This window comes from Usitatibacter palustris, assembly GCF_013003985.1.
Classification (GTDB): Bacteria; Pseudomonadota; Gammaproteobacteria; order Burkholderiales; family Usitatibacteraceae; genus Usitatibacter; species Usitatibacter palustris.
This window is the reverse complement of the sequence record NZ_CP053073.1, coordinates 1,128,428-1,147,855: the sequence shown is the minus strand read 5'-3', so window position 1 is coordinate 1,147,855 and position 19,428 is coordinate 1,128,428. Positions and strand designations below refer to the sequence as shown.

General features: G+C 66.3%; 18 protein-coding genes. 14 read left to right on the top strand and 4 right to left on the bottom strand.

The window, feature by feature from the left end; all coding sequences use genetic code 11:
- Positions 1-1,503 carry a helix-turn-helix domain-containing protein gene (locus DSM104440_RS05915; RefSeq protein ID WP_171161124.1) on the bottom strand — a complete coding sequence of 501 codons (1,503 nt, stop codon included), beginning with the start codon at positions 1,501-1,503 and terminating at the stop codon, positions 1-3.
- A 173-nt stretch (positions 1,504-1,676) separates the two neighbouring features.
- On the opposite strand from DSM104440_RS05915, the gene DSM104440_RS05910 reads away from it, so the two are divergent.
- The 12 genes from DSM104440_RS05910 (at position 1,677) to glsA (ending at position 14,070) form a co-directional block, all read left to right on the top strand.
- Complete coding sequence (locus tag DSM104440_RS05910; RefSeq protein WP_212758231.1) at positions 1,677-3,026, top strand: substrate-binding protein; 1,350 nt, start codon at positions 1,677-1,679, stop codon at positions 3,024-3,026.
- Positions 3,027-4,043: a branched-chain amino acid ABC transporter permease gene (locus DSM104440_RS05905; RefSeq protein WP_171161122.1), complete on the top strand. Its 1,017-nt coding sequence runs from the start codon at positions 3,027-3,029 to the stop codon at positions 4,041-4,043.
- Positions 4,040-5,215, top strand: coding sequence for a branched-chain amino acid ABC transporter permease (locus tag DSM104440_RS05900; protein ID WP_171161121.1), 1,176 nt, complete (start codon positions 4,040-4,042; stop codon positions 5,213-5,215). The genes DSM104440_RS05905 and DSM104440_RS05900 overlap by 4 nt, the downstream gene beginning before the upstream one ends.
- Position 5,216: 1 nt before the next feature.
- Positions 5,217-5,972: an ABC transporter ATP-binding protein gene (locus DSM104440_RS05895; RefSeq protein WP_171161120.1), complete on the top strand. Its 756-nt coding sequence runs from the start codon at positions 5,217-5,219 to the stop codon at positions 5,970-5,972.
- Positions 5,969-6,706: an ABC transporter ATP-binding protein gene (locus DSM104440_RS05890; protein WP_171161119.1), complete on the top strand. Its 738-nt coding sequence runs from the start codon at positions 5,969-5,971 to the stop codon at positions 6,704-6,706. The genes DSM104440_RS05895 and DSM104440_RS05890 overlap by 4 nt, the downstream gene beginning before the upstream one ends.
- Before the next feature lie 19 nt (positions 6,707-6,725).
- The gene (locus DSM104440_RS05885; RefSeq protein ID WP_246212100.1) at positions 6,726-7,406 is read left to right on the top strand and encodes a 5-formyltetrahydrofolate cyclo-ligase; all 681 of its coding nucleotides are present in this window, start codon (positions 6,726-6,728) and stop codon (positions 7,404-7,406) included.
- Positions 7,407-7,445: 39 nt separating this feature from the next.
- Positions 7,446-7,793, top strand: a complete 348-nt coding sequence (locus tag DSM104440_RS05880) for a hypothetical protein (protein ID WP_171161118.1) — start codon at positions 7,446-7,448, stop codon at positions 7,791-7,793.
- A gap of 56 nt (positions 7,794-7,849) precedes the next feature.
- Positions 7,850-9,244 (top strand): glutamine synthetase family protein, encoded by a 1,395-nt coding sequence (locus tag DSM104440_RS05875; protein ID WP_171161117.1) that lies wholly within the window; start codon positions 7,850-7,852, stop codon positions 9,242-9,244.
- A gap of 130 nt (positions 9,245-9,374) precedes the next feature.
- Positions 9,375-10,652: a Xaa-Pro dipeptidase gene (locus DSM104440_RS05870; RefSeq protein WP_281357037.1), complete on the top strand. Its 1,278-nt coding sequence runs from the start codon at positions 9,375-9,377 to the stop codon at positions 10,650-10,652.
- A 160-nt stretch (positions 10,653-10,812) separates the two neighbouring features.
- Positions 10,813-11,949 carry an iron-containing alcohol dehydrogenase gene (locus DSM104440_RS05865; protein ID WP_171161115.1) on the top strand — a complete coding sequence of 379 codons (1,137 nt, stop codon included), beginning with the start codon at positions 10,813-10,815 and terminating at the stop codon, positions 11,947-11,949.
- A 38-nt stretch (positions 11,950-11,987) separates the two neighbouring features.
- Positions 11,988-13,070 carry a zinc-binding metallopeptidase family protein gene (locus DSM104440_RS05860; RefSeq protein WP_212758230.1) on the top strand — a complete coding sequence of 361 codons (1,083 nt, stop codon included), beginning with the start codon at positions 11,988-11,990 and terminating at the stop codon, positions 13,068-13,070.
- An 82-nt stretch (positions 13,071-13,152) separates the two neighbouring features.
- On the top strand, positions 13,153-14,070 hold the full coding sequence (gene glsA / locus DSM104440_RS05855) for a glutaminase A (protein WP_212758229.1): 918 nt from the start codon (positions 13,153-13,155) through the stop codon (positions 14,068-14,070).
- Between the two features lie 91 nt (positions 14,071-14,161).
- Here glsA and DSM104440_RS05850 read toward each other — a convergent pair whose 3' ends face one another.
- The 3 genes from DSM104440_RS05850 to DSM104440_RS05840 are packed head-to-tail and all read right to left on the bottom strand — an operon-like array spanning position 14,162 to position 17,200.
- Positions 14,162-15,058: an alpha/beta fold hydrolase gene (locus tag DSM104440_RS05850; protein ID WP_212758228.1), complete on the bottom strand. Its 897-nt coding sequence runs from the start codon at positions 15,056-15,058 to the stop codon at positions 14,162-14,164.
- On the bottom strand, positions 15,045-15,842 hold the full coding sequence (locus tag DSM104440_RS05845; protein ID WP_212758227.1) for a lipase/acyltransferase domain-containing protein: 798 nt from the start codon (positions 15,840-15,842) through the stop codon (positions 15,045-15,047). The genes DSM104440_RS05850 and DSM104440_RS05845 overlap by 14 nt, the downstream gene beginning before the upstream one ends.
- A complete protein-coding gene (locus DSM104440_RS05840) occupies positions 15,839-17,200 on the bottom strand; it encodes a wax ester/triacylglycerol synthase family O-acyltransferase (RefSeq protein WP_171161113.1) in 1,362 nt (453 codons plus the stop codon). Before DSM104440_RS05840 ends, DSM104440_RS05845 begins: the two co-directional genes overlap by 4 nt.
- Before the next feature lie 40 nt (positions 17,201-17,240).
- On the opposite strand from DSM104440_RS05840, the gene DSM104440_RS05835 reads away from it, so the two are divergent.
- Together DSM104440_RS05835 and DSM104440_RS05830 are read left to right on the top strand one after the other, a co-directional pair.
- Entirely contained in the window at positions 17,241-18,056 is an 816-nt protein-coding gene (locus DSM104440_RS05835) for a gamma-glutamyl-gamma-aminobutyrate hydrolase family protein (protein ID WP_171161112.1), read from the top strand.
- Positions 18,057-18,059: 3 nt separating this feature from the next.
- Positions 18,060-19,427, top strand: coding sequence for an aldehyde dehydrogenase family protein (locus tag DSM104440_RS05830; protein ID WP_171161111.1), 1,368 nt, complete (start codon positions 18,060-18,062; stop codon positions 19,425-19,427).
- The last annotated feature ends 1 nt before the right edge of the window (position 19,428 follow it).

Genomic DNA, 19,428 nt, shown 5'->3' with positions numbered 1-19,428 from the left:
TCATGCGTCGATGACGGGATCTTCCTGCCGGTACGCACACTCGCGCCGCACGCACAGGCGGCAGTTCGAACCGACCGGGACGGCGGGCGACGTCGACGCGAGGTCGAGGCCGTCGCCGTAGACGGTTCGATCGGCGTGCAGCACATCGCACGCGAGCATGATCGAAAGCATGCGCCGCGGCATCGGGAACGCCGGGCGGGGCTTCTCGACCGTGCGCGCCAGGAAGAGGAAGCGCTCGCCCCCGGGGAACGCGGCCACCTGGCGCACCATGGCGCCGGGCGACTGGAACGCGCCGTAGACCGCCCACAGCGGACAGGCGTTGGCGTGGCGCGGCAGCAGCAGGCGCGGCAGCGGCAGGCGCTTGGTCACGTAACCCGCCGTATCCACGCGCAGCAACGCGAATGCGATGCCTTCGGCGCCCGGCTGGCGCAACGTCGTGAGCCGGTGGCACACCTGCTCGAAGCTCGCGCCGAAACGGCTCGCGAGATGATCGATGTCGTAGCGCGAGGACACGGCGGCCGCGTGGAAGTCCTCGTAGGGCAGTACCACGGCGCCGGCGAGATAGGAAGCGAGCACGCGCTGCGCGCGGCGCCGCGCGACATCCGTCGCAAGCGACGCGCCGTGGAGCGCCTCGGCAATCGGGCGCCCGCCATCGAAGCGTTCCGCGGCCGCGCGCGCGAGGTGGAAGCGGCGCGATTCGGCGGGCAGGTTGTCCGGAATCGCGAGCGTCGCCGGATCGACGTCGTGGGCGCGCCGCAGGTAATCCTCGAGCGCGTCCTCGATGCCGCGGCTCCCGATGCCCGCCTGCGCGCGCAGCGCCCCGGCGGCTTGTTCGAGAACCGGAAAGTAGTTGCCGCGATCGAGGAGGAAATCATCGACCTCTTCGATCGGCGTCACGGCACGCGTGCCGGCGTTGGAGCGATCGAAGAACGCCGCGAGCGCCTGCGCGACATCGGCCAGGCGCCGGCTCTCGGCACCGATGATCGTCACGAAGCGCGCGCGCCTCTCTTCGGGGAGATCCCCGACGCTCTCGAGGATCTCCGCCGACGAGCGGATCACGGAAATCTGCGTGAGCAGGCTATGCACCGCGTCGCCGAGGAAAGGATCCTGGCTCAAGCGATCGGAGAGCGCGTTGACCGCCTGCTCGCGGTCGACGAGCGTGCGGTTGAGCCGCACCAGCGCATGCGCCCACGCCGTATGCCGCGCCGCGAGATCGCCGGCCGAGCGCGCATCGAGCCCGAGCTCGGCAAGCACCGGCTCGCCGGCGAGCTCCACCAGGTCGGAGAGCAACCGGCGCTCGGCCGCCCCATCGATCTCGTCGATCTCGAGGCCGAGCTCCGAAGCGATGCGCCCGAGCAGCGCGCCGCCGATGTTGCGTTTGTTGCCCTCGATCAGGTTGAGGTACGAGGGCGAGATTTCCACGCGCGCCGCGAGCCACGACTGCGTGTACCCGCGCGCCCGGCGCCGGTCACGGATGCGCGCGCCGATCAGCGACCGCGCCATGAGCCGAAATGCTGCAGTGCAGGGTGGAAAATCGACACATTGACTCCGTATTCAGTCAATTCTCGACAAATTTATCCAATACAACCAACAAGATATTGCTCCCTTTACGGATGCTGGTCCAGCATGACCCCGCGGTCCCAATTCACGATGCGATCAAGGACGAGGAGACGACAGTGAGCCAATTCGACGAAGAGAACGGCCGGCGCAAGCTGCTCAAGGCCGGGCTGGTGCTGGGAGCAGCGGGGCTCGCGGCCCCGTCGCTCATCTACACGCGCAACGCGTGGGCTGCGAATTTCCGCAACGATCCGGCCAAGGCAAAGACCGTGATGCTCGGCTTCAACGTGCCGCTCACGGGCGCCTATGCCGACGAGGGCGCCGATGAGCTGCGCGCCTTCAAGCTCGCCGTGAAGCACCTCAATGGCGAAGGCGATGGCGGAATGATGAAGACCTTCAAGCCCTCGCAGCTCAAGGGCAACGGCATCCTCGGGAAAAAGGTCGAGTACGTCTCGGGCGACGACCAGACCAAGGCCGACGCCGCGCGTGCCTCGGCCAAGCGGATGATCGAGAAGGACGGCGTGATCATGTTCTCGGGCTGCTCGTCATCGGCGGTCGCAGTCGCGACCCAGGCGCTCGCCCAGGAGATGGGGATCATCTACATGGTGGGCCTCAGCCACTCCAACGACACGACGATGAAGGACCGCCGGCGCTACGGCTTCCGACACTTCTTCAACGCGTACATGTCGGGACAGGCGCTCGCACCAATCCTGCAGGACGAGTTCGGCAAGGATCGCCAGGCCTATCACCTGACGGCCGATTACACCTGGGGCTGGACGCAGGAAGAATCGATCAAGAACGCCACCGAGAAGCTCGGCTGGAAGACCGTGAAGGCGGTGCGCACACCGCTCGGCGCCGGTGACTTCTCGCAGTACCTCACGCCGGTGCTCAACTCCGGTGCCGACGTGCTGATCCTGAATCACTACGGCAAGGACATGGTGAATTCACTCACGCAGGCCGTGCAGTTCGGGATGCGCGACAAGCAGGTGAACGGCAAGCGCTTCGAGATCGTGGTGCCGCTTTACTCGCGGCTCATGGTGCAGGGCGCGGGCGACGCGGCCAAGGGCATCCTCGGCACGGCCAACTGGCACTGGACGCTCAAGGACGAGGCCACCAAGGCGTTCGCGAAGTCCTTCGGCGCCGAGTACGGCTTCCCGCCCTCGCAGGCGGCGCACACCTGCTATGTGCAGACGCTGCTCTATGCCAACGCGTGCGAAATGGCCGGCACCTTCTATCCGCCGGAAGTGATCAAGACGCTTGAAGGCTTCAAGTTCGACGGGATGGGCAACGGGCCGACGGAATATCGCGCAGGCGATCACCAGTGCATGAAGGACGTCCTGGTGATGCGCGGCGTGCAGAAGCCGGCCAACAAGTTCAGCCTGCTCGAAGTCGTGAAAGTGGTCCCGCGCGCGCAGGTCGACTATCCGGCGACGATGGGTGGCGGCGAACTCGGGCCGTACCAGGTCTGAATGGACGCAGCGGTCCTTCAGCTGCTGAACGGGCTGGACAAGGGCGGGGCCTATGCGCTGATCGCGCTGGGCCTCACCCTCATCTTCGGCACGCTCGGGGTCGTGAACTTCGCGCACGGCGCGCTCTTCATGATCGGCGGCTTCTGCGCGGTGACCACGCAGAAGCTGCTCACGCTGTCGAAGAGCGTGAAGGATGAAAGCGTCACGTTCTTCGATTCCTATACGAAGATCCCCTACCTGAAGCTCTGGTGGGGCGAGACGGGCGAGCGAATCATCGACTACTCGGTGCCGCTGTCGATCCTGCTCGCGATTCCGGTGATGCTCCTCATCGGTGTCGCGATCGAGCGCGGCCTCATCCGCCATTTCTACCGCCGCACGCACGCCGACCAGATCCTCGTGACCTTCGGCCTCGCGATCGTGCTCCAGGAAATCGTGAAGGCCTCCTTCGGCGCGAACCCGATCCCGATGCCCGCCCCCGCGGTCGTCGCGGGCAGCGCCGCCGTGGGCTCGTGGATCGGTCTCTCGGACGCGGTGAGCTACCCGTGGTGGCGCCTCGTGTATTTCTTCTTTTCAGTCGCGGTGATCAGCGCGGTGTTCGCCTTCCTGCGCTTCACCACGTTCGGCATGGTGGTGCGCGCGGGCATGCGCGACCGCGAGACGGTCGGGCTCTTCGGCATCGACATCGAGCGGCGCTTCACGATCGTCTTCGGCATCGCGGTGGTGGTCGCCGGGCTCGCGGGCGCGATGTACACGCCCATCCTCTCGCCCGATTACCACATGGGGATGGAATTCCTCGTGCTGTCGTTCGTCGTGGTGGTGGTGGGCGGCATGGGCTCGCTCGGCGGCGCGGTCGCTGCCGGGTTCCTGCTGGGCATCCTGCAATCCTTCGCGTCGATGAACGAGGTGAAGAGCCTCATCCCCGGCATCGACCAGATCATCATCTATCTCGTCGCGGTGGCGATCCTGCTGGTGCGTCCGCGCGGCCTGATGGGACGGGCCGGAGTGATGGAGACATGAGCGCGCGCTTCGAGCCGGGCGACGTCGCCCGCAAGGACAACCTGCTGCTCATGGGTTTCGCGGCGGCGGTGCTCACGATGCCGCTGTGGATGCAGCCCTTCGGCGCCGCGTATCCGGACCTCCTGCAGCGCTTCGCGATCTTCGGCATCTTCGCGATCGGCTTCAACATTCTCTTCGGCCTCACGGGTTACCTCTCGTTCGGCCATGCGGCGTTCCTCGGCGTGGGCTCGTACACGGCGGTGTGGGCGTTCAAGCTGCTCACGGTGAACGTGCTGCCCGCGATCGTGTTCGCGATGCTGGTCTCGGGCCTCTTCGCGCTCGCCATCGGCTTCGTGAGCCTGCGGCGCTCGGGTATCTACTTCTCGATCCTCACGCTCGCGTTCGCGCAGATGTGCTACAACCTCGCGTACTCGGTGCTCACGCCGATCACCAACGGCGAGACGAGCCTGCAGATCACGCGCACCGATCCGCGCGTGCTCGACACCTGGATCTCGGGTGCGAGCGCCCTCATCCCGGCGACCAATCTCTTCGGCCTCGAGATGAAGGGATATCCGGGGTTCTATTTCTGCGCGGCGCTGCTGATCGGCGCGTTCTACGTCGCGATGCGCATTTCGCGCTCGCCCTTCGGCACGATGCTTCGCGCGATCAAGTCGAACCAGAACCGGCTCAACTACACCGGCGTCCACACGCGGCCCTACGCGCTCGCGGCGTTCGTGATCTCGGGTGTCTACGCGGGACTCGCCGGCGGCTTGCTCGCGTGCACCGATCCGCTCGCCGGCGCCGAGCGCATGCAGTGGACCGCCTCCGGCGAGGTGGTGCTCATGACGATCCTCGGCGGCGTGGGCACGCTCCTGGGCCCGTTCCTGGGCGCGGTCATCATCAAGTTCCTCGAGAACATCTTCTCGGCGTTCAACGACCAGACGCTGCACAGCGCATTTGGTTTCCTGCCCGACGGGCTGGAGAACGTGGTGGTGCAGGTGACGGGGCTCTTCGTGGGCGAGGGCTGGCACCTCACCCTGGGCGCCCTCTTCATGCTGCTCGTGATCTTCCTGCCTGGTGGGGTGATGGAAGGCGTACGGCGCGTGGGCGGCCTCCTTCAGGGGTTGAAGGCCGCCCCGCGTGCCGGCGTTCGCCGTGCCACCCCGGCCGATTCGGCCGCTTCCGGGGAATAGCATGTCGCTCCTGCAGGTCCAGATGGTCAACAAGAGCTTCGCCGGGCTGCGCGCCCTCTCCGACGTGAACCTCAACGTCGAGGAAGGCACCGTGCACGCGATCATCGGCCCCAACGGCGCGGGCAAGTCCACGCTCCTCAATTGCTTCGTCGGTCGCCTCGCGCCCGACACCGGCAGCGTCCTCTTCGACGGCAAGTCGCTCGTCGGCCTCGCGCCGCACGAGATCAATCAAGCCGGTGTCGCGCGCGTCTTCCAGACCCCCGAGGTGTTCTCCGACCTGACGCTCGAGGAGAACGTCACGATCCCGACGCTCGCGCGCCGCGATGGTCCCTTCGCGCTGAACGCGTGGCGGCGCCTGGGCTCGCGCCGCGACGTGCGCGAAAAGGCGATGCACATCCTCGAGGACGTGGGACTCGCCGACGAGCGCGGGCGCACGGCGGGCACGCTCTCGCGCGGCGACAAGCGCCGCCTCGAGCTCGCGATGTGCCTGGTCCAGGAACCGAAGCTGCTGTTGCTCGACGAGCCCACCGCGGGCATGTCGCGCGCGGACACGGAGAAGACGATCGAGCTGCTCAAACGCATCGGCGAGCGGCGCATCACGAAGGTCATCATCGAGCACGACATGCAGGTGGTGTTCTCGCTCGCCCATCGCATCAGCGTGCTCGCGCAGGGCACCGTGATCGCCGAAGGCGATCCGGCCTCGATCAAGGCCGACGCGCGGGTGCAGGAAGCCTATCTCGGAGGTACGCACGCGTGAGCGCCCTGCCGCAGCAACAAGCCAGCCCCGGTGCCTATTTCTCCTGCCGCGACCTGCACGCCTACTACGGCGAGAGCTACATCGTGCAGGGCGTCAGCTTCGAAGTGAACGAAGGCGAGATCGTCGCGCTGCTGGGCCGCAACGGCGCGGGGAAGACATCCACGCTGCGAACCATCGCGCGCCTCGCCGACCCGCAGTTGCGCCAGGGCGAGATCTGGCTCGCGGGCAAGCCGCTGCACACGATGTCGTCGTGGCAGGCGGCGCGCCACGGCGTGGGCCTCGTGCCCGAGGACCGGCGCATCATCGGCGGCCTCACGGTGGAAGAGAACCTCAAGCTCGCACGCATCGAGCGACCCGTGGGCTGGCCGCTCGAGCGCCTCTACGAGCACTTCCCCAAGCTCGCCGAGCGGCGCATGCAGGATGCCGTGACACTCTCCGGAGGCGAGCAGCAGATGCTCGCGGTGGCGCGCGCACTGGGGCGCGAGGTGAAGCTGCTGCTCCTCGACGAGCCCTACGAAGGCCTGGCCCCGGTGATCGTGCGCGAGATCGAGAAAATCCTGCACGAGGTGAAGGCCGCGGGATTCACCACCATCATCGTCGAGCAGAACGCGGTCGCGGCACTGGCACTCGCCGACCGCGCGATCATCCTCGACATGGGCGAGGTCGTCTTCGACGGATCGGCGCGCGAAGTCATGGACAACGCGGAACTGCGACGGGAATATCTGGCGATCTAGTGCAATTGAAGGATCCACGATGACCTGGGGAGATTCGCTGTTCCCCGCCGACGATGTCCCCGCCTGGCGCAAGGCGGAGCGCGCGCGGCTGATCGCGCAGCGCGAGGCGGTGCCGCTCGAAGAGCGCCATACGATCGATGCGCGGATTACCCAGTTCCTGATCACGGGGTTCCCGCTGCTCGCGAAGCTCACCATCGGGTTCTATTGGCCCATGAAGGGCGAGGTCGAACCGCGTTTCGCCATTCGCCATTTCCGCCTCCAGGGCGCACGCGCCGCGTTGCCCGTCGTGGTCGAGCGCGGCGCTCCCCTGAAATTCGTCGAGTGGACGCCGGGTTGCGCCACCCGCCCCGGCGTCTTCGGCTTGCCCGTGCCGATCGGCGACGAGGTCGTGCCCGACGCTGTCCTGGTCCCCCCGGTGGGCTTCGGCGCTCGCGGCTACCGGCTCGGTTACGGCGGGGGCTACTTCGACCGAACCCTCGCCGCGCTCTCGCCCCGGCCGATCGCCATCGCCCTGGCGCGCGAAGCGAGCCGCATCGAAACCATCCACCCCCAGCCGCACGACGTCCCGATGGACTTCATCGTGACGGAGGAAGGCATCCATCACGTGAGCGCGGAGGGCATGCACCGGTTGACCCGGGTCGAGGAGGCCGCGCGCCTGGCCGATCGCCTGCGCGAGACTGCGACGCGGCACTTGCGATAAAGTCGGGCGGTCCTCCATCTCTTCAGTCCGGAGCCCGCCATGCCGTTTCTCGTTCGCGCGTTCCCCGTGTTGCCCGGCAAGGAAAACCAGCTGCGCCAAATGGCCACCGAGCTCGCAGGGCCGCGCACGGAAAGTGTTGGCGGCTTCTACCGCAACCTCGGCGTGTCGCACGAAAGCTGGTTCCTGCAGAAGACGCCGCAGGGCGATTTCATCATCGTGATCACGCAAATCGATAACGCGGAGAAGCGGGCCGAGGAGTACGCCGTTCGCGATGACGGATTCACGGAGTGGTTCAAGGCGCGGGTCCGGAGCCTTTCGGGGATAGACCCGGACACGCAGCCGCTCGGGCCGCCCACCGAGCAGATCTTCGAGTGGAAGCCGCGCTGAAGTAGCTCGCCACCTCCGCTACACTCCTGCATTCGTTGGCTATGAAGGGGAGCGGGATGAAGAAGCAGGCGCGCAAGGCTGTCCGCACACCGTCCACGGCGAATGCGGCGGTGCTCGAGACGATCCGCAATTCAGGGGCGACCAAGGTGAAGGTGGCCGTCTCCGACATCGACGGCATCCTGCGCGGCAAGTACCTCCACCGCGACAAGTTCTTCTCCGCGGTCGAAGGCGGCTTCGGTTTCTGCGACGTGGTCTTCGGCTGGGACGCGCACGACCAGTGCTACGACAACACCAAGCTGACCGGCTGGCACCACGGCTTCCCCGACGCGATGGTGCGGCTCGACCTCTCCACGCACCGCAACGTTCCCTGGGACAACAACGTCCCGTTCTTCCTCGGCAACTTCGTCACACCCAAGGGCGATCCGCATCCGCTCTGCCCGCGGCAGGTGCTCAAACGCGTGCTGGCGCGCGCCGAGAAGATGGGCTTCTCCGCGATGGTCGGCTCCGAATACGAGTTCTTCAATTTTTCCGAGACGCCGCACACATGGAACGAAAAGAAAGGCGTGGGCCCCACGCCGATCACGCCGGGCATGTTCGGCTACTCGCTGCTGCGCGCGAATCTCAACCGTGAGTACTTCAATGCGCTGATGGATGAGACGGGCGCCTTCGGCATCCCCATCGAGGGGCTGCATACGGAGACGGGCCCGGGCGTGTATGAGGTGGCCATCCAGTTCTCTTCGGCGCTCGAGGCTGCGGACCGTGCGCTGCTCTTCAAGACCGCCGCGAAGGAGATCGGCTCGCGCTTCGGCGTGATGCCGTCGTTCATGGCCAAGTGGAGCGCGCAATATCCGGGCTGCTCAGGTCATTTGCATCAGAGCCTCTCCGACGGCAAGAAGAACCTCTTCCACGATCCGCGCGGCAAGCATGGCGGCATCTCGAAGCTCTTCGAGAGTTACCTCGCGGGTCAGTGCGCCGCGCTCATGGAGATGGCGCCGATGTTCTGGCCGACCGTGAACTCCTACAAGCGCCTCGTCGACGGCTTCTGGGCGCCGGTAAAACCGACCTGGGGTGTGGACAACCGAACGGCAAGCTTTCGCGTGCTGCCCACCGGCCCGAAGAGCACGCGCCTCGAAACGCGCTGCCCGGGTGCGGACATGAATCCGTATCTCGCTACCGCGGCCGTCATCGCTGCCGGACTGCACGGCGTCGAGAAGGGATTGAAGCTCACGCAGAAACCGATCACCGGCACCAACCAGGGCTCGGAGAACATCCCGCGCGCGCCGCGCACGCTGATCGAGACCACCCGCATCTTCGAGAAGTCGAAGGTCGCGCGCGACTGGTTCGGCGACGACTTCGTCGAGCACTTCGCCCGCACCCGCGAATGGGAATGGCGCCAGTGGCTCGACGCGGTGACCGATTGGGAATTGAAGCGGTATTTCGAAATTATTTAGAAAGTGAAATTGTCATCCTGAGGAGCGCAGCGACGAAGGACCTGCTTGAATGGGTTAACAGTTAAACCCCTAAAGCAGTTCCTTCGTCGCTGCGCTCCTCAGGATGACAGTGCAACTAGAGGATCCACCTTTGCACCCCATTTTCAAACACGCCTCATCGCTGGCCTTCGCAGTCGCCTGCACCGCAGCTTCCGCCGCCGACACTGTCATCACCGCCGACCGCCTGCTCGATGTCCACAGCGGCCGCTACATCGACAAACCCGCGATCCACGTGCGTGACGAGAAAATCGTCGCGGTGAAGTCGCAATCCGAATTCACCGCGCCCGAAGGCGCGACGCGCATCGACCTCGCGGGCATGACGCTCGTGCCCGGCCTCATCGACATGCACGTACACATGGATAGTGACCCGACCTACGGCGGCTACACGCGCCTGCAATTCACCGACCGCTTCTGGTCGATGCTCATGGTGGTTCACGCACGCCGCACGCTCGATGCGGGCTTCACCACCGTGCGCAACCTGGGTGCGAGCGACTGGAACGACGTGGGCCTGCGCCAGGCGATCGATGCGGGCAAGCTCATCGGCCCGCGCGTCGTGACGGCCGGGATTTCCTTCGGCTCGACCGGCGGCCACTGCGACCGCACGTTCTTCCCGCCGTCGTTCCGCGCGAAGAACGAGTACGCCGCCGACAGCCCCGAGGAAGCGGTGAAGAGTGTCCGCAGCGTGCGCAAGTACGGCGCGCAGGTGATCAAGATTTGCGCGACCGGCGGCGTCTTCTCGCGCAACACCGAGCCCGGGCAACAGCAGATGACACTTGCCGAGATGAAGGCGATCGTCGACGAGGCGAAGATGTGGGGCCTCAAGGTCGCCGCACACGCGCATGGCGCCTCAGGCATCAAGGACGCGATTCGCGCCGGAGTCAGCACCATCGAGCACGCGAGCCTGATCGACGACGAAGGCATCGCGCTCGCCAAGCAGCACGGCGCCTGGCTCTCGATGGACATCTACAACACCGAGTACACGCAGTCCGAAGGAAAGAAGAACGGCGTGCTCGAGGAGAACCTCAAGAAGGATCGCGACATCGGCGACATCCAGCGCGAGAATTTCCGCAAGGCGCACGCCGCCGGCGCGAAGATGGTCTTCGGCACCGACGCCGGCATCTATCCGCACGGCGAGAACGCGAAGCAGTTCGCCTGGATGGTGAAGTACGGCATGACGCCGCTGCAGGCGATCCAGTCCGCCACGCTCAACGCCGCCGAGGCGCTGGGACGCAATGACGTCGGCGTGGTCGAAGCCGGCCGCTATGCCGACCTCATCGGCGTGAAGGGCGATCCCCTGCGCGACGTGAGGGCCCTCGAAACCGTTTCCGCCGTCGTCAAGGGCGGCACCCTCATTCCGACGAGTCGATAGAGAACTGTCATCCTCCGACCACTGTCATCCTGAGGAGCGCGGCGACGAAGGACCTGCTTGAGTGTTTTAACTGTTAACCCCTACAGCAGGTCCTTCGTCACTCCGTTCCTCAGGATGACAGGGCAACTCAAGACAACCCGCACTGAAAGCGCCAGCAGCCATGTCCATCAACAAATTCTCCTTCCCCACCATCATTCACTTCGGCGCCGGTGCCCGAGCGCTCGTTGCCGATCACCTCAAGGCCAACGGCATCCGCCGTCCGCTCATCGTCACCGACAAGGGCCTGGCACCCCTGCCGATCCTCGCGGACTTCCGCGCTTCGCTGAAGGGCCTCGAGGTCGAGACCTTCGCCGGCGTCTTCGGCAATCCGACGAAGTCGCAGGTCGATGCCGGTGCGGCCGCTGCACGCGCGCACAAGGCCGACTGCGTGATCGGCTTCGGCGGTGGCGCGGCGCTCGATGTCGCGAAAGCCGTGGCCCTCATGACCACGCACGACGGTGACGTCCTGCAATACGCCTGGGACCATCCGCAGGTCCTGCCGATCACCAAGGCGCTGCCCTACTTCATCGCACTCCCGACCACCAGCGGCACGGGGAGCGAAGTCGGCCGCTCGAGCGTGATCTCGCACGACGAGACGCACGTGAAGAAGATCATCTTCAATCCGGTGCTGCTCGCGAAGGCCGTGTTCGCGGATCCGGAACTCACCCTCGCGCTTCCGCCACACGTCACGGCCGCGACCGGCATGGACGCCCTCACCCACAACGTCGAGAGCTATCTCTCGCCCGCGTACCACCCGCTGTGCGACGGCATCGCCCTCGAAGGCGCGCGCATCGCCGCGCACGCGCTCGAGAAGGCGGTGAAGGAACCGTCGAACCTGCAGGCGCGCTCGGACATGATGATGTCGTCGCTCATGGGCGCCATCGCTTTCCAGAAGGACCTCGGCGCCGTGCATTCGTGTGCGCATGCGCTCGGCACCGTGATGGACATGCACCACGGCCTCGCCAACGGCGTGATGATCGACTTCGTGATGCGCTTCAACATTCCCGCGTGCGGCCCGAAGATGGCCGAGCTCGCGCGCGTGTGCGGCGCCGGTTCGACGCCCGAGGATTTCGTGACATGGCTCGCGGCGCTGAAGCAGCGCGTCGGGCTCCCCGCGAACCTCGCCCCGCTCGGCGTCACGCGTTCGCACATCCCCGCGCTCGTGGACATCGCGATCGTGGACACCTGCCACCAGACGAATCCGCGGCCCTGCACGCGCGCCGACTTCGAGGCGCTGTTCAGCGCGGCCCTTCAATGACAACCGAGCTCACAGACGCCCAGGCACGGGCGAGGCGGTTGTCGCGTTCCTACCGATGCCGCTGCGGCAAACCCGTCTTCTTCGACAACACGCTGTGCCTCGCGTGTGGCGCGACGCTCGGGTACCTGCCCGACGAAGGCCGCGTCGCGGCGCTGGAGGCCGGCCCGCAGCCGGGCACGTGGACCACTTCGGGCCGGGCCGACGTGCTGAAGCTCTGCGGCAACCGCCATTCGCCTGCGGGCTGCAACTGGTTGATGTACGCGGCCAACCCGAAGGACCTCTGCATCGCATGCCGGCTCAACCGGACGATCCCCGATGTGCAGGACGCGGACAACGCCCGGTATTGGGGCCGAATCGAGGGCGCCAAGCGCCGGCTGACCTCGCAGCTGATCGCATTGGGGCTGCCGGTGCGCTCGAAGCTGCATGACGATCCCGAGCGCGGACTGATGTTCGATTTCCTGCGCTCCCCTCCCAAGGGACCGCAGGTGATGACCGGCCATGCGGACGGCCTGATCACGATCAACGTGGAAGAAGCGGACGATGCCAAGCGCGAGCAGATCCGCCACGCGATGCGCGAACCGTACCGCACGCTGCTCGGCCACTTCCGCCACGAGGTCGGCCATTACTACTGGGACCGGCTGGTCTGGAATACCCGGTGGCTGGAGCCCTTCCGCAATTTGTTCGGCGACGAGCGCGCGAGCTACGCCGACGCACTCAAGCGCAACTACGAGCAGGGACCGCCGGCGGACTGGGCGCACTCGTACATCAGCTCCTACGCGACCATGCACCCGTGGGAGGACTGGGCCGAGACGTGGGCCCACTACATGCACGTGGTCGACACCCTTGCCACCGCCATGGGCTTCTCGCTCGATCCGCATAACCTCGAAGGCCACATCGAGCCCTTCGGACCGGATGCGCTCTACGCGCCCGATGATCCCAACGCGACGCGCTTCCTCGAGCTCCTCAATGGCTGGCTGGAGATCGTCATGGTGTTGAACGAGATGGCCCGCAGCATGGGGCAGCCGGATTTCTATCCCTTCGTCATGTGCAAGCCCGCCGTGGCCAAGCTGCAGTTCGTGCAGATGGTCGTCCTCGATTCGAGGAGCAATCCTGAGCTCTGAAAACGCATCCTATGCAGCCGACGACGAGCCGGTCTTTGTTTCCACCGGCACGCTCCCTTCCGGCGACCAGGTCCGCGCCATTGTGGAAACGGCCTACGCGCGTTTCCGCGACGAACGCACCGGCCACGTAGCGGACTACATCCCGGCGCTGGCGAAAGCCGATCCCGACGCCTTTGGCATCTGCGCGGCCGGCACTGGCGGCGAGAGTTTCGCCGTCGGTGACGCGGACGTGCCGTTCTCGATCCAGAGCGTCTCCAAGCCCTTCGTCTTCGCGCTGGTGTGCGAGGCGCTGGGCGCCGCGGAAGCCGCCGAGCGCCTGGGCGTGGATGCCACGGGCATGCCCTTCAATTCCGTGATGGCGTTGGAGCTCGACGCCGACCGCGCGACCAATCCCCTCGTGAACTCGGGTGCGATCGCAACGACGAGCCTCGTTCCGGGTGCGACCGTAGAGGAGCGCTGGGACCGCCTGCGTGCCGGACTCAGCCGCTTCGCCGGGCGCGCGCTCGCAATGGACGACGATGTGTACGCGTCCGAGGCCGCCACCAACTTGCGCAACGTCGGCATCGCCCATCTGCTGCGCGGTTACAGCCGCCTGTTCAGCGACCCCGACGAGGCGGTCGACGTCTACACGCGCCAGTGCTCGCTGCTCGTGACCGCACGCGACCTCGCCATCATGGGGGCCACGCTCGCGGGCGGCGGCGTGCAACCCGTCACCGGCGAGCAGGTGATCTCGCCCGACACCTGCAGGCGCGTGCTCGCGGTGATGGCCACCGCGGGTCTTTACGAACGCTCGGGTTCCTGGCTCTACGACGTCGGTCTTCCGGGAAAAAGCGGTGTGAGCGGCGGCATCGTCACGGTGTCGCCCGGCAAGGGCGCGGTGGCCGTCTGGTCGCCACCGCTGGACGCGGCAGGCAACAGCGTGCGCGGGCAACTCGCAACGCGTTTCCTCTCGGAGCGCCTGGGGCTTAACCTCTTCGCCTCGGCGGCATCCAGAAATTAATGGGGTCAGACTCGACTTAATTTAATTCTGGGGATAACTGGAGCCTGATCCCAGTTATCCCCAGAATTAAATTAAGTCGAGTCTGACCCCATTAATTTGAGAAGTGGCTGGCGACCTGGCCGGCGATGCCGGCCAACAGCGGCGCCGGCATGTCGTGACCCATCCCCTTCACGAGGTTCAGCGTCGCGTTTCCGCCGCCTGCGGTGACGACGCGCGCGGTCTCGACACCATGCAGCGGCGGGATGAGCGGATCCTCGGTGCCGTGGACCACGAGCGTGGGCGCCTTGATCTTCGCGACGACGCGCGAGCGATCGCCGCTCGCCGCGATGGCGATCAACTGCCGCGTCACGCCATTCGGATGATACGAACGCCGAACGTGCCGCTCGCAGATGTCGCGCAGGTCCGCTTCCGGCGTGGGATAGGTGCGGCTGCCGATCGTGCGGAGGCGAAACATGAGGCCGCGCACGGCGCCCTCGAAATCGCCGGCCTTCGCGGGCGGACGCAGCAGCGCACGGCGCGCGCGCCACGTAGGTGACGGCAGGCTTCGCCGCCCGGTGGTCGACATGATCGACGTGAGGCTTGCGACACGATCAGGGAAAAGCGCAGCCACGTTCTGCGCGATCATCCCGCCCATCGAGACGCCGACGACGTGCGCGCGGCCGAGGCCCAGCGCATCCATCAGCGCTACCGTGTCCTTCGCCATGTCGTCGATGTAGTACGGCGCCTTCATCGGCAGGTGCATCGCGTACTTCATCGCTTCGAGCGTGATGTTGGGCGTGCCAAGGTGATCGAGCATCGTCGAGAGGCCGGCATCGCGGTTGTCGAAGCGCACGACGTGGAAGCCGCGCTCGACCAGCATGCGGCAGAAGGCATCGGGCCAGTAGATGAGCTGCATCGCGAGGCCCATCACCAGCACGACCGGTGGGTGAGACGGGTTGCCCAGCGACTCGTACTCGAGCGCCAGGCCGTTGGCGCTAATCGTCGCCAATGCGTTCCGGGTCCGGATAGACCCACTGGCGCCAGCCGTTGCGATGGAAAGGCTTCCACCGCCCCTGGGCCTGCGCGAGTCGATCGGCGACCGCGTACCACGCCACCGGGTTGACACCCATGCCGACGTGGCTCGCCGTGACTTCGATGTTCTCCACGTGCTTGGCCGGTTCATTCACGCTGCACTGCCACGCGACGACGCCATCGGTGCGGCTGTACACCGAGGTCGTCGGCACCGGCGGGGCTTCGCGCACTTTCGCGAGGAGCTTCGGGTCGTCGAGCTTGTGGCCGCTCGCGAGCTCGTAGATGCGCCACGCGTTCGTGGCCTTGGGTGAACCGGTGAAGGGCGTGCCCAGCGTGATCACGCAACGCACGGCTTCGGGCATGAGCTTCGCGATCTCGCGCGCGTAGATGCCGCCGAGGCTCCAGCCCACGAGGCTCACCTTGCGGCCGCTCTCCTTGCGCATCTTCTCTACGCGCTCGAGGCTTTGCTCGAGCACGCCGGCGCGCGGGCCGAAGTTGAACTTGAGGTCCCAGCCGCGCGCGTCGTAACCGAGCGAGCGCAGGAAGGCGCGCAGCGGAAGCGTGCTGAGGTCAGGGGCGGCGAGGCCCGGGAACACCATCAGCGAATGGCCGTCGCCCGCAGGCGCGTTGCGCAGGAAGGGCCACGACGCGAGGGAAGCGCCGAGCTCCCAGGGTGCGCGCCCTTCGAGGGCGAGCAGCAGCGGGCTGGGCGGTTGCAATTGCTGTGCTGCGGGCATTTCGCCGGTCTTTCGTTTCTTCATTTCCTTCGAGCGAGCTTGAGCAATTCCGTGTGCGAGTCCTGCAGGCGTTTCGCGAACGCCCTCAGGCCCGGCATCGTGTCTTTGCAGGCCACCAGGCCGTAGCCCAGTGAACCATCGTAGCTGATGATCGTGATGTTGAGGCCCAGCCCGTGCGTGACAATTGACACGGGGTAATAGGCCGTGGCCCGCGCGCCGGCCATGTAGAGCGGCATCTGCGGTCCCGGCACGTTCGAGATCACGACGTTCGCGATGACGGGGCCGCGCCCGGTGGCAACCACCTTCCGGTGCAGACCACTCGCAAGCGCCATCAGCCAGGGCACGCCCAGCGACGGCAGGTCCATGGGAATCGCGCCCCGGGCGCTTCCCGTCAGCTTCTTCGCGCGGCCGGCGGCGGCGTGGATCGCGGCGAGACGCTTGGCCGGATTGGAGATATTCGTCGCGAGCCCCACGAGCATCATCGTGACCTCGTTCGCCCTCGTGGTGTCGCCGGGCGCGCGCAAGCTCGCGGGCACCGCGCCGACCATCGGCTGCTTCGCGGGAAAGGTCTCGCGAAGCGCGCCCGCACAGGTGGCGAGCACGACGTCATTGAGCTTCACGTCGAAGCGACGCGCGATCTCCTTCGCTTCGGCGAGCGGCACGTTTGCGGAAACGAACGCGCGTCCGGCGCCGATCTCGCCGTTGAGCGGCGTGCGCGGCGCGCTCGCGCCCTTCACCTTCGGCGCGGTGACCGCCACGGCGCCCGCGCGGCCCATGGCCTTCAGGGTTTCGGGCAACGCCTTCACGATCCGCCCGTACTGCGCGACTGTGTTCCGCAACGCGGCACCGAGCATTTTCGCGGTCGACGGCGGCAGGTACGTTTTCGCGGGTTCCGCCCCGGCGCCCGTGCGCTTTGGCGGGCGCGCTTGCGTATCGAGCAGCGCCTGGGCGACGGCGATGCCACCCTGCCCGTCGAGCGCGGCGTGATGGAGCTTCGCGTAGATCCCGACCTCGCCGGTCTTCAAGCCTTCGATCACCGTGAACTCCCAGAGCGGATAGTCGCGATCGAGCAGGCCTTCATGCAACCGGGCGACGGCAGCGTCGAGTTGCGCACGTGTCCCGGGCTTGGGCAGCACCAGGCGACGGATGTGCCGCTCGAGGTCCACGCGCCCGGCGCGCAACCACACGGGGTTGGCGAGGTCCAACGGCATGAAGCCCAGCTTGTGCGTGAAGATCGGCGCGAGATCCAGCCGGGCGGCGATGTGATCGCGGAACGCCTTGAACGGGCGTTTTTCGAGGAGCATCAGGCTGCCGACGTGCATGGGCGTCGCCGGCGTTTCCAGTTGCAGGAACAACGCGTCGAGCGCGCTGAGATGCTTCATACGGGAGCATTGTTGCACGGTTGGCGATAAGATTGAGCTTATGGACCCCTTGAAAATCGGCATCTCGGCCCGGCTCCTCTACCCGGACCCCACCCGCCAATTCCTGCCCACCAAGACGGTGCAGTACATGGAGCAGTCGGCGGCCAACTGGGTCATGTCCGGCGGCGTCCTCGCGTTCATGGTCCCGGAGATGAGCCTCGCCTCCCCGCACCTTCCCAACGGCGTCACGGTGAAGGATTACGTGAACCAGCTCGACGGCCTCGTCCTGCAGGGCGGCGCGGACATCGCGCCCGAAACCTATCGCGAGACGCCGATGAATCCGGCGTGGTCGGGCGACCGCATCCGCGACCAGTACGAGATCGAGCTCTTCCACGAATTCGTGCGCCAGGGCAAACCCGTGTTCGGCATCTGCCGCGGTTGCCAGCTCATCAACGTGGCCCTCGGCGGCACGCTCTACCAGGACCTCGCGACTCAATTGCCCGATTCCGGTCATCACCGTCACGACACCAAGTACGAGCACAACTTCCACGACATGTGCGTGCTGCCCGATACCTGGCTCTCGGGCCTCTATCCGCAAGTCTCCAGGACGCGCATCAACACCATCCACCACCAGGCCGTGAAGACGCTGGGCGAAGGCTTGGTCGTCGAAGCCAAGAGCGATCCCGATGACGTCGTCGAGGCCGTGCGCTGGGAAGGCCACAGCTTCGTGGTCGGCGTGCAATGGCACCCGGAGTTCATGGACCCGGGCGATGTCGCGCTCATGGACGGCAAGCCGCTGCTCAAGGCCTTCCTCGACGCCTGCACGAACCGCAAGAAGACCGGCAAGGCATCGCCCGTCCTCGCCCGGGCGGCCTGACCCATGGCCCGCCTGAAGGTCACGAGCCCGGCCACGGGCAAGCCCATCGCGTCCCTCGAAGCCGACGATGCGAAGAGCGTCAAGGCGAAGTACGAAGCCGCACGCGCCGCGCAAGCGAAGTGGGCGAGGGTCCCGCTGAAGAAACGCCTCGCCGCGATCGCGGAGTTTCGCGAGCGCGTGCTGGAACAAGTGGACCCACTCGCGAAGGTGCTCACCTCCGAGACGGGCAAGCCCATCACGCAGGCGCGCAATGAGCTCAAGGGCTTCCTGCCGCGCATCGATTTCTTCCTCGCTGAAACCGCGAAGACCCTCAAGCCCGAGAAGGTCTCGAAGGCCGCCGGAATGGAAGAGGTCATTTCCCACGAGCCGCTGGGCGTCATCGCCAACATCTCCGCGTGGAACTATCCGTGGTTCGTCGGCGGCAACGTGTTCGTTCCCGCGCTGCTCGCGGGCAACGCCATCCTCTACAAGCCTTCCGAGTACGCCGCGATGACGGGCCTGGAGATCGCGCGCCTCCTGCATGAGAGCGGCATCCCGAAGGATGTCTTCGTGCCGTTGATCGGCGCGGGCGATGTCGGCGCGGCGCTGCTCAAGCAACCCGTCGATGGCGTGTTCTTCACCGGCTCGTATGCCACGGGCAAGAAGATCGCGCAGTCCGTGCGCGGCCGCATGCTGAAGCTCCAGCTCGAGCTCGGCGGCAAGGATCCGGTCTACGTCTGCGAGGACGTGGACATCGCCAAGGCCGCGGCGGGCATCGCCGATGGCGCGTTCTACAACACCGGCCAGAGCTGCTGCTCGGTCGAGCGCATCTACGTGCGCGATTCCATCTTCCCGCAATTCGTGAAGGCCTTCGTCGACGAGGTGAAGACCTATCGCGCGGGCGATCCGCTCGACGACGCCACGTACATTGGCCCGCTCACGCGCGCGCCGCAGGTGAAGGTGCTCGAAGCGCAGGTCGCCGACGCGAAGAAGAAGGGCGCGAAGGTGCTCACCGGCGGCAAGCGCGGCAAAGGAAGCCGCTTCGAACCCACCGTGCTCGTCGACGTGAACCACAAGATGGCGGTGATGCGCGAAGAGTCCTTCGGTCCGGTGATCGGCCTCATGAGCGTGAAGGACGACGCCGAAGCCCAGCGCCTGATGAACGACACCGACTACGGCCTCACCGCCGGCGTGTACACGACCGACCGCAAGCGCGCCGAGCGCATCCTCGCGGGCGTGCACGCGGGCTCGGTCTACTGGAACTGTTGCGACCGCGTGAGCCCGCGCCTTCCGTGGTCGGGCGTCGGTCACTCCGGCGTGGGCCTCACGCTTTCCACGTACGGCATCGAAACGTTCACGCGACTCAAGGCCTGGCACCTGCGCAGCCCGTAGC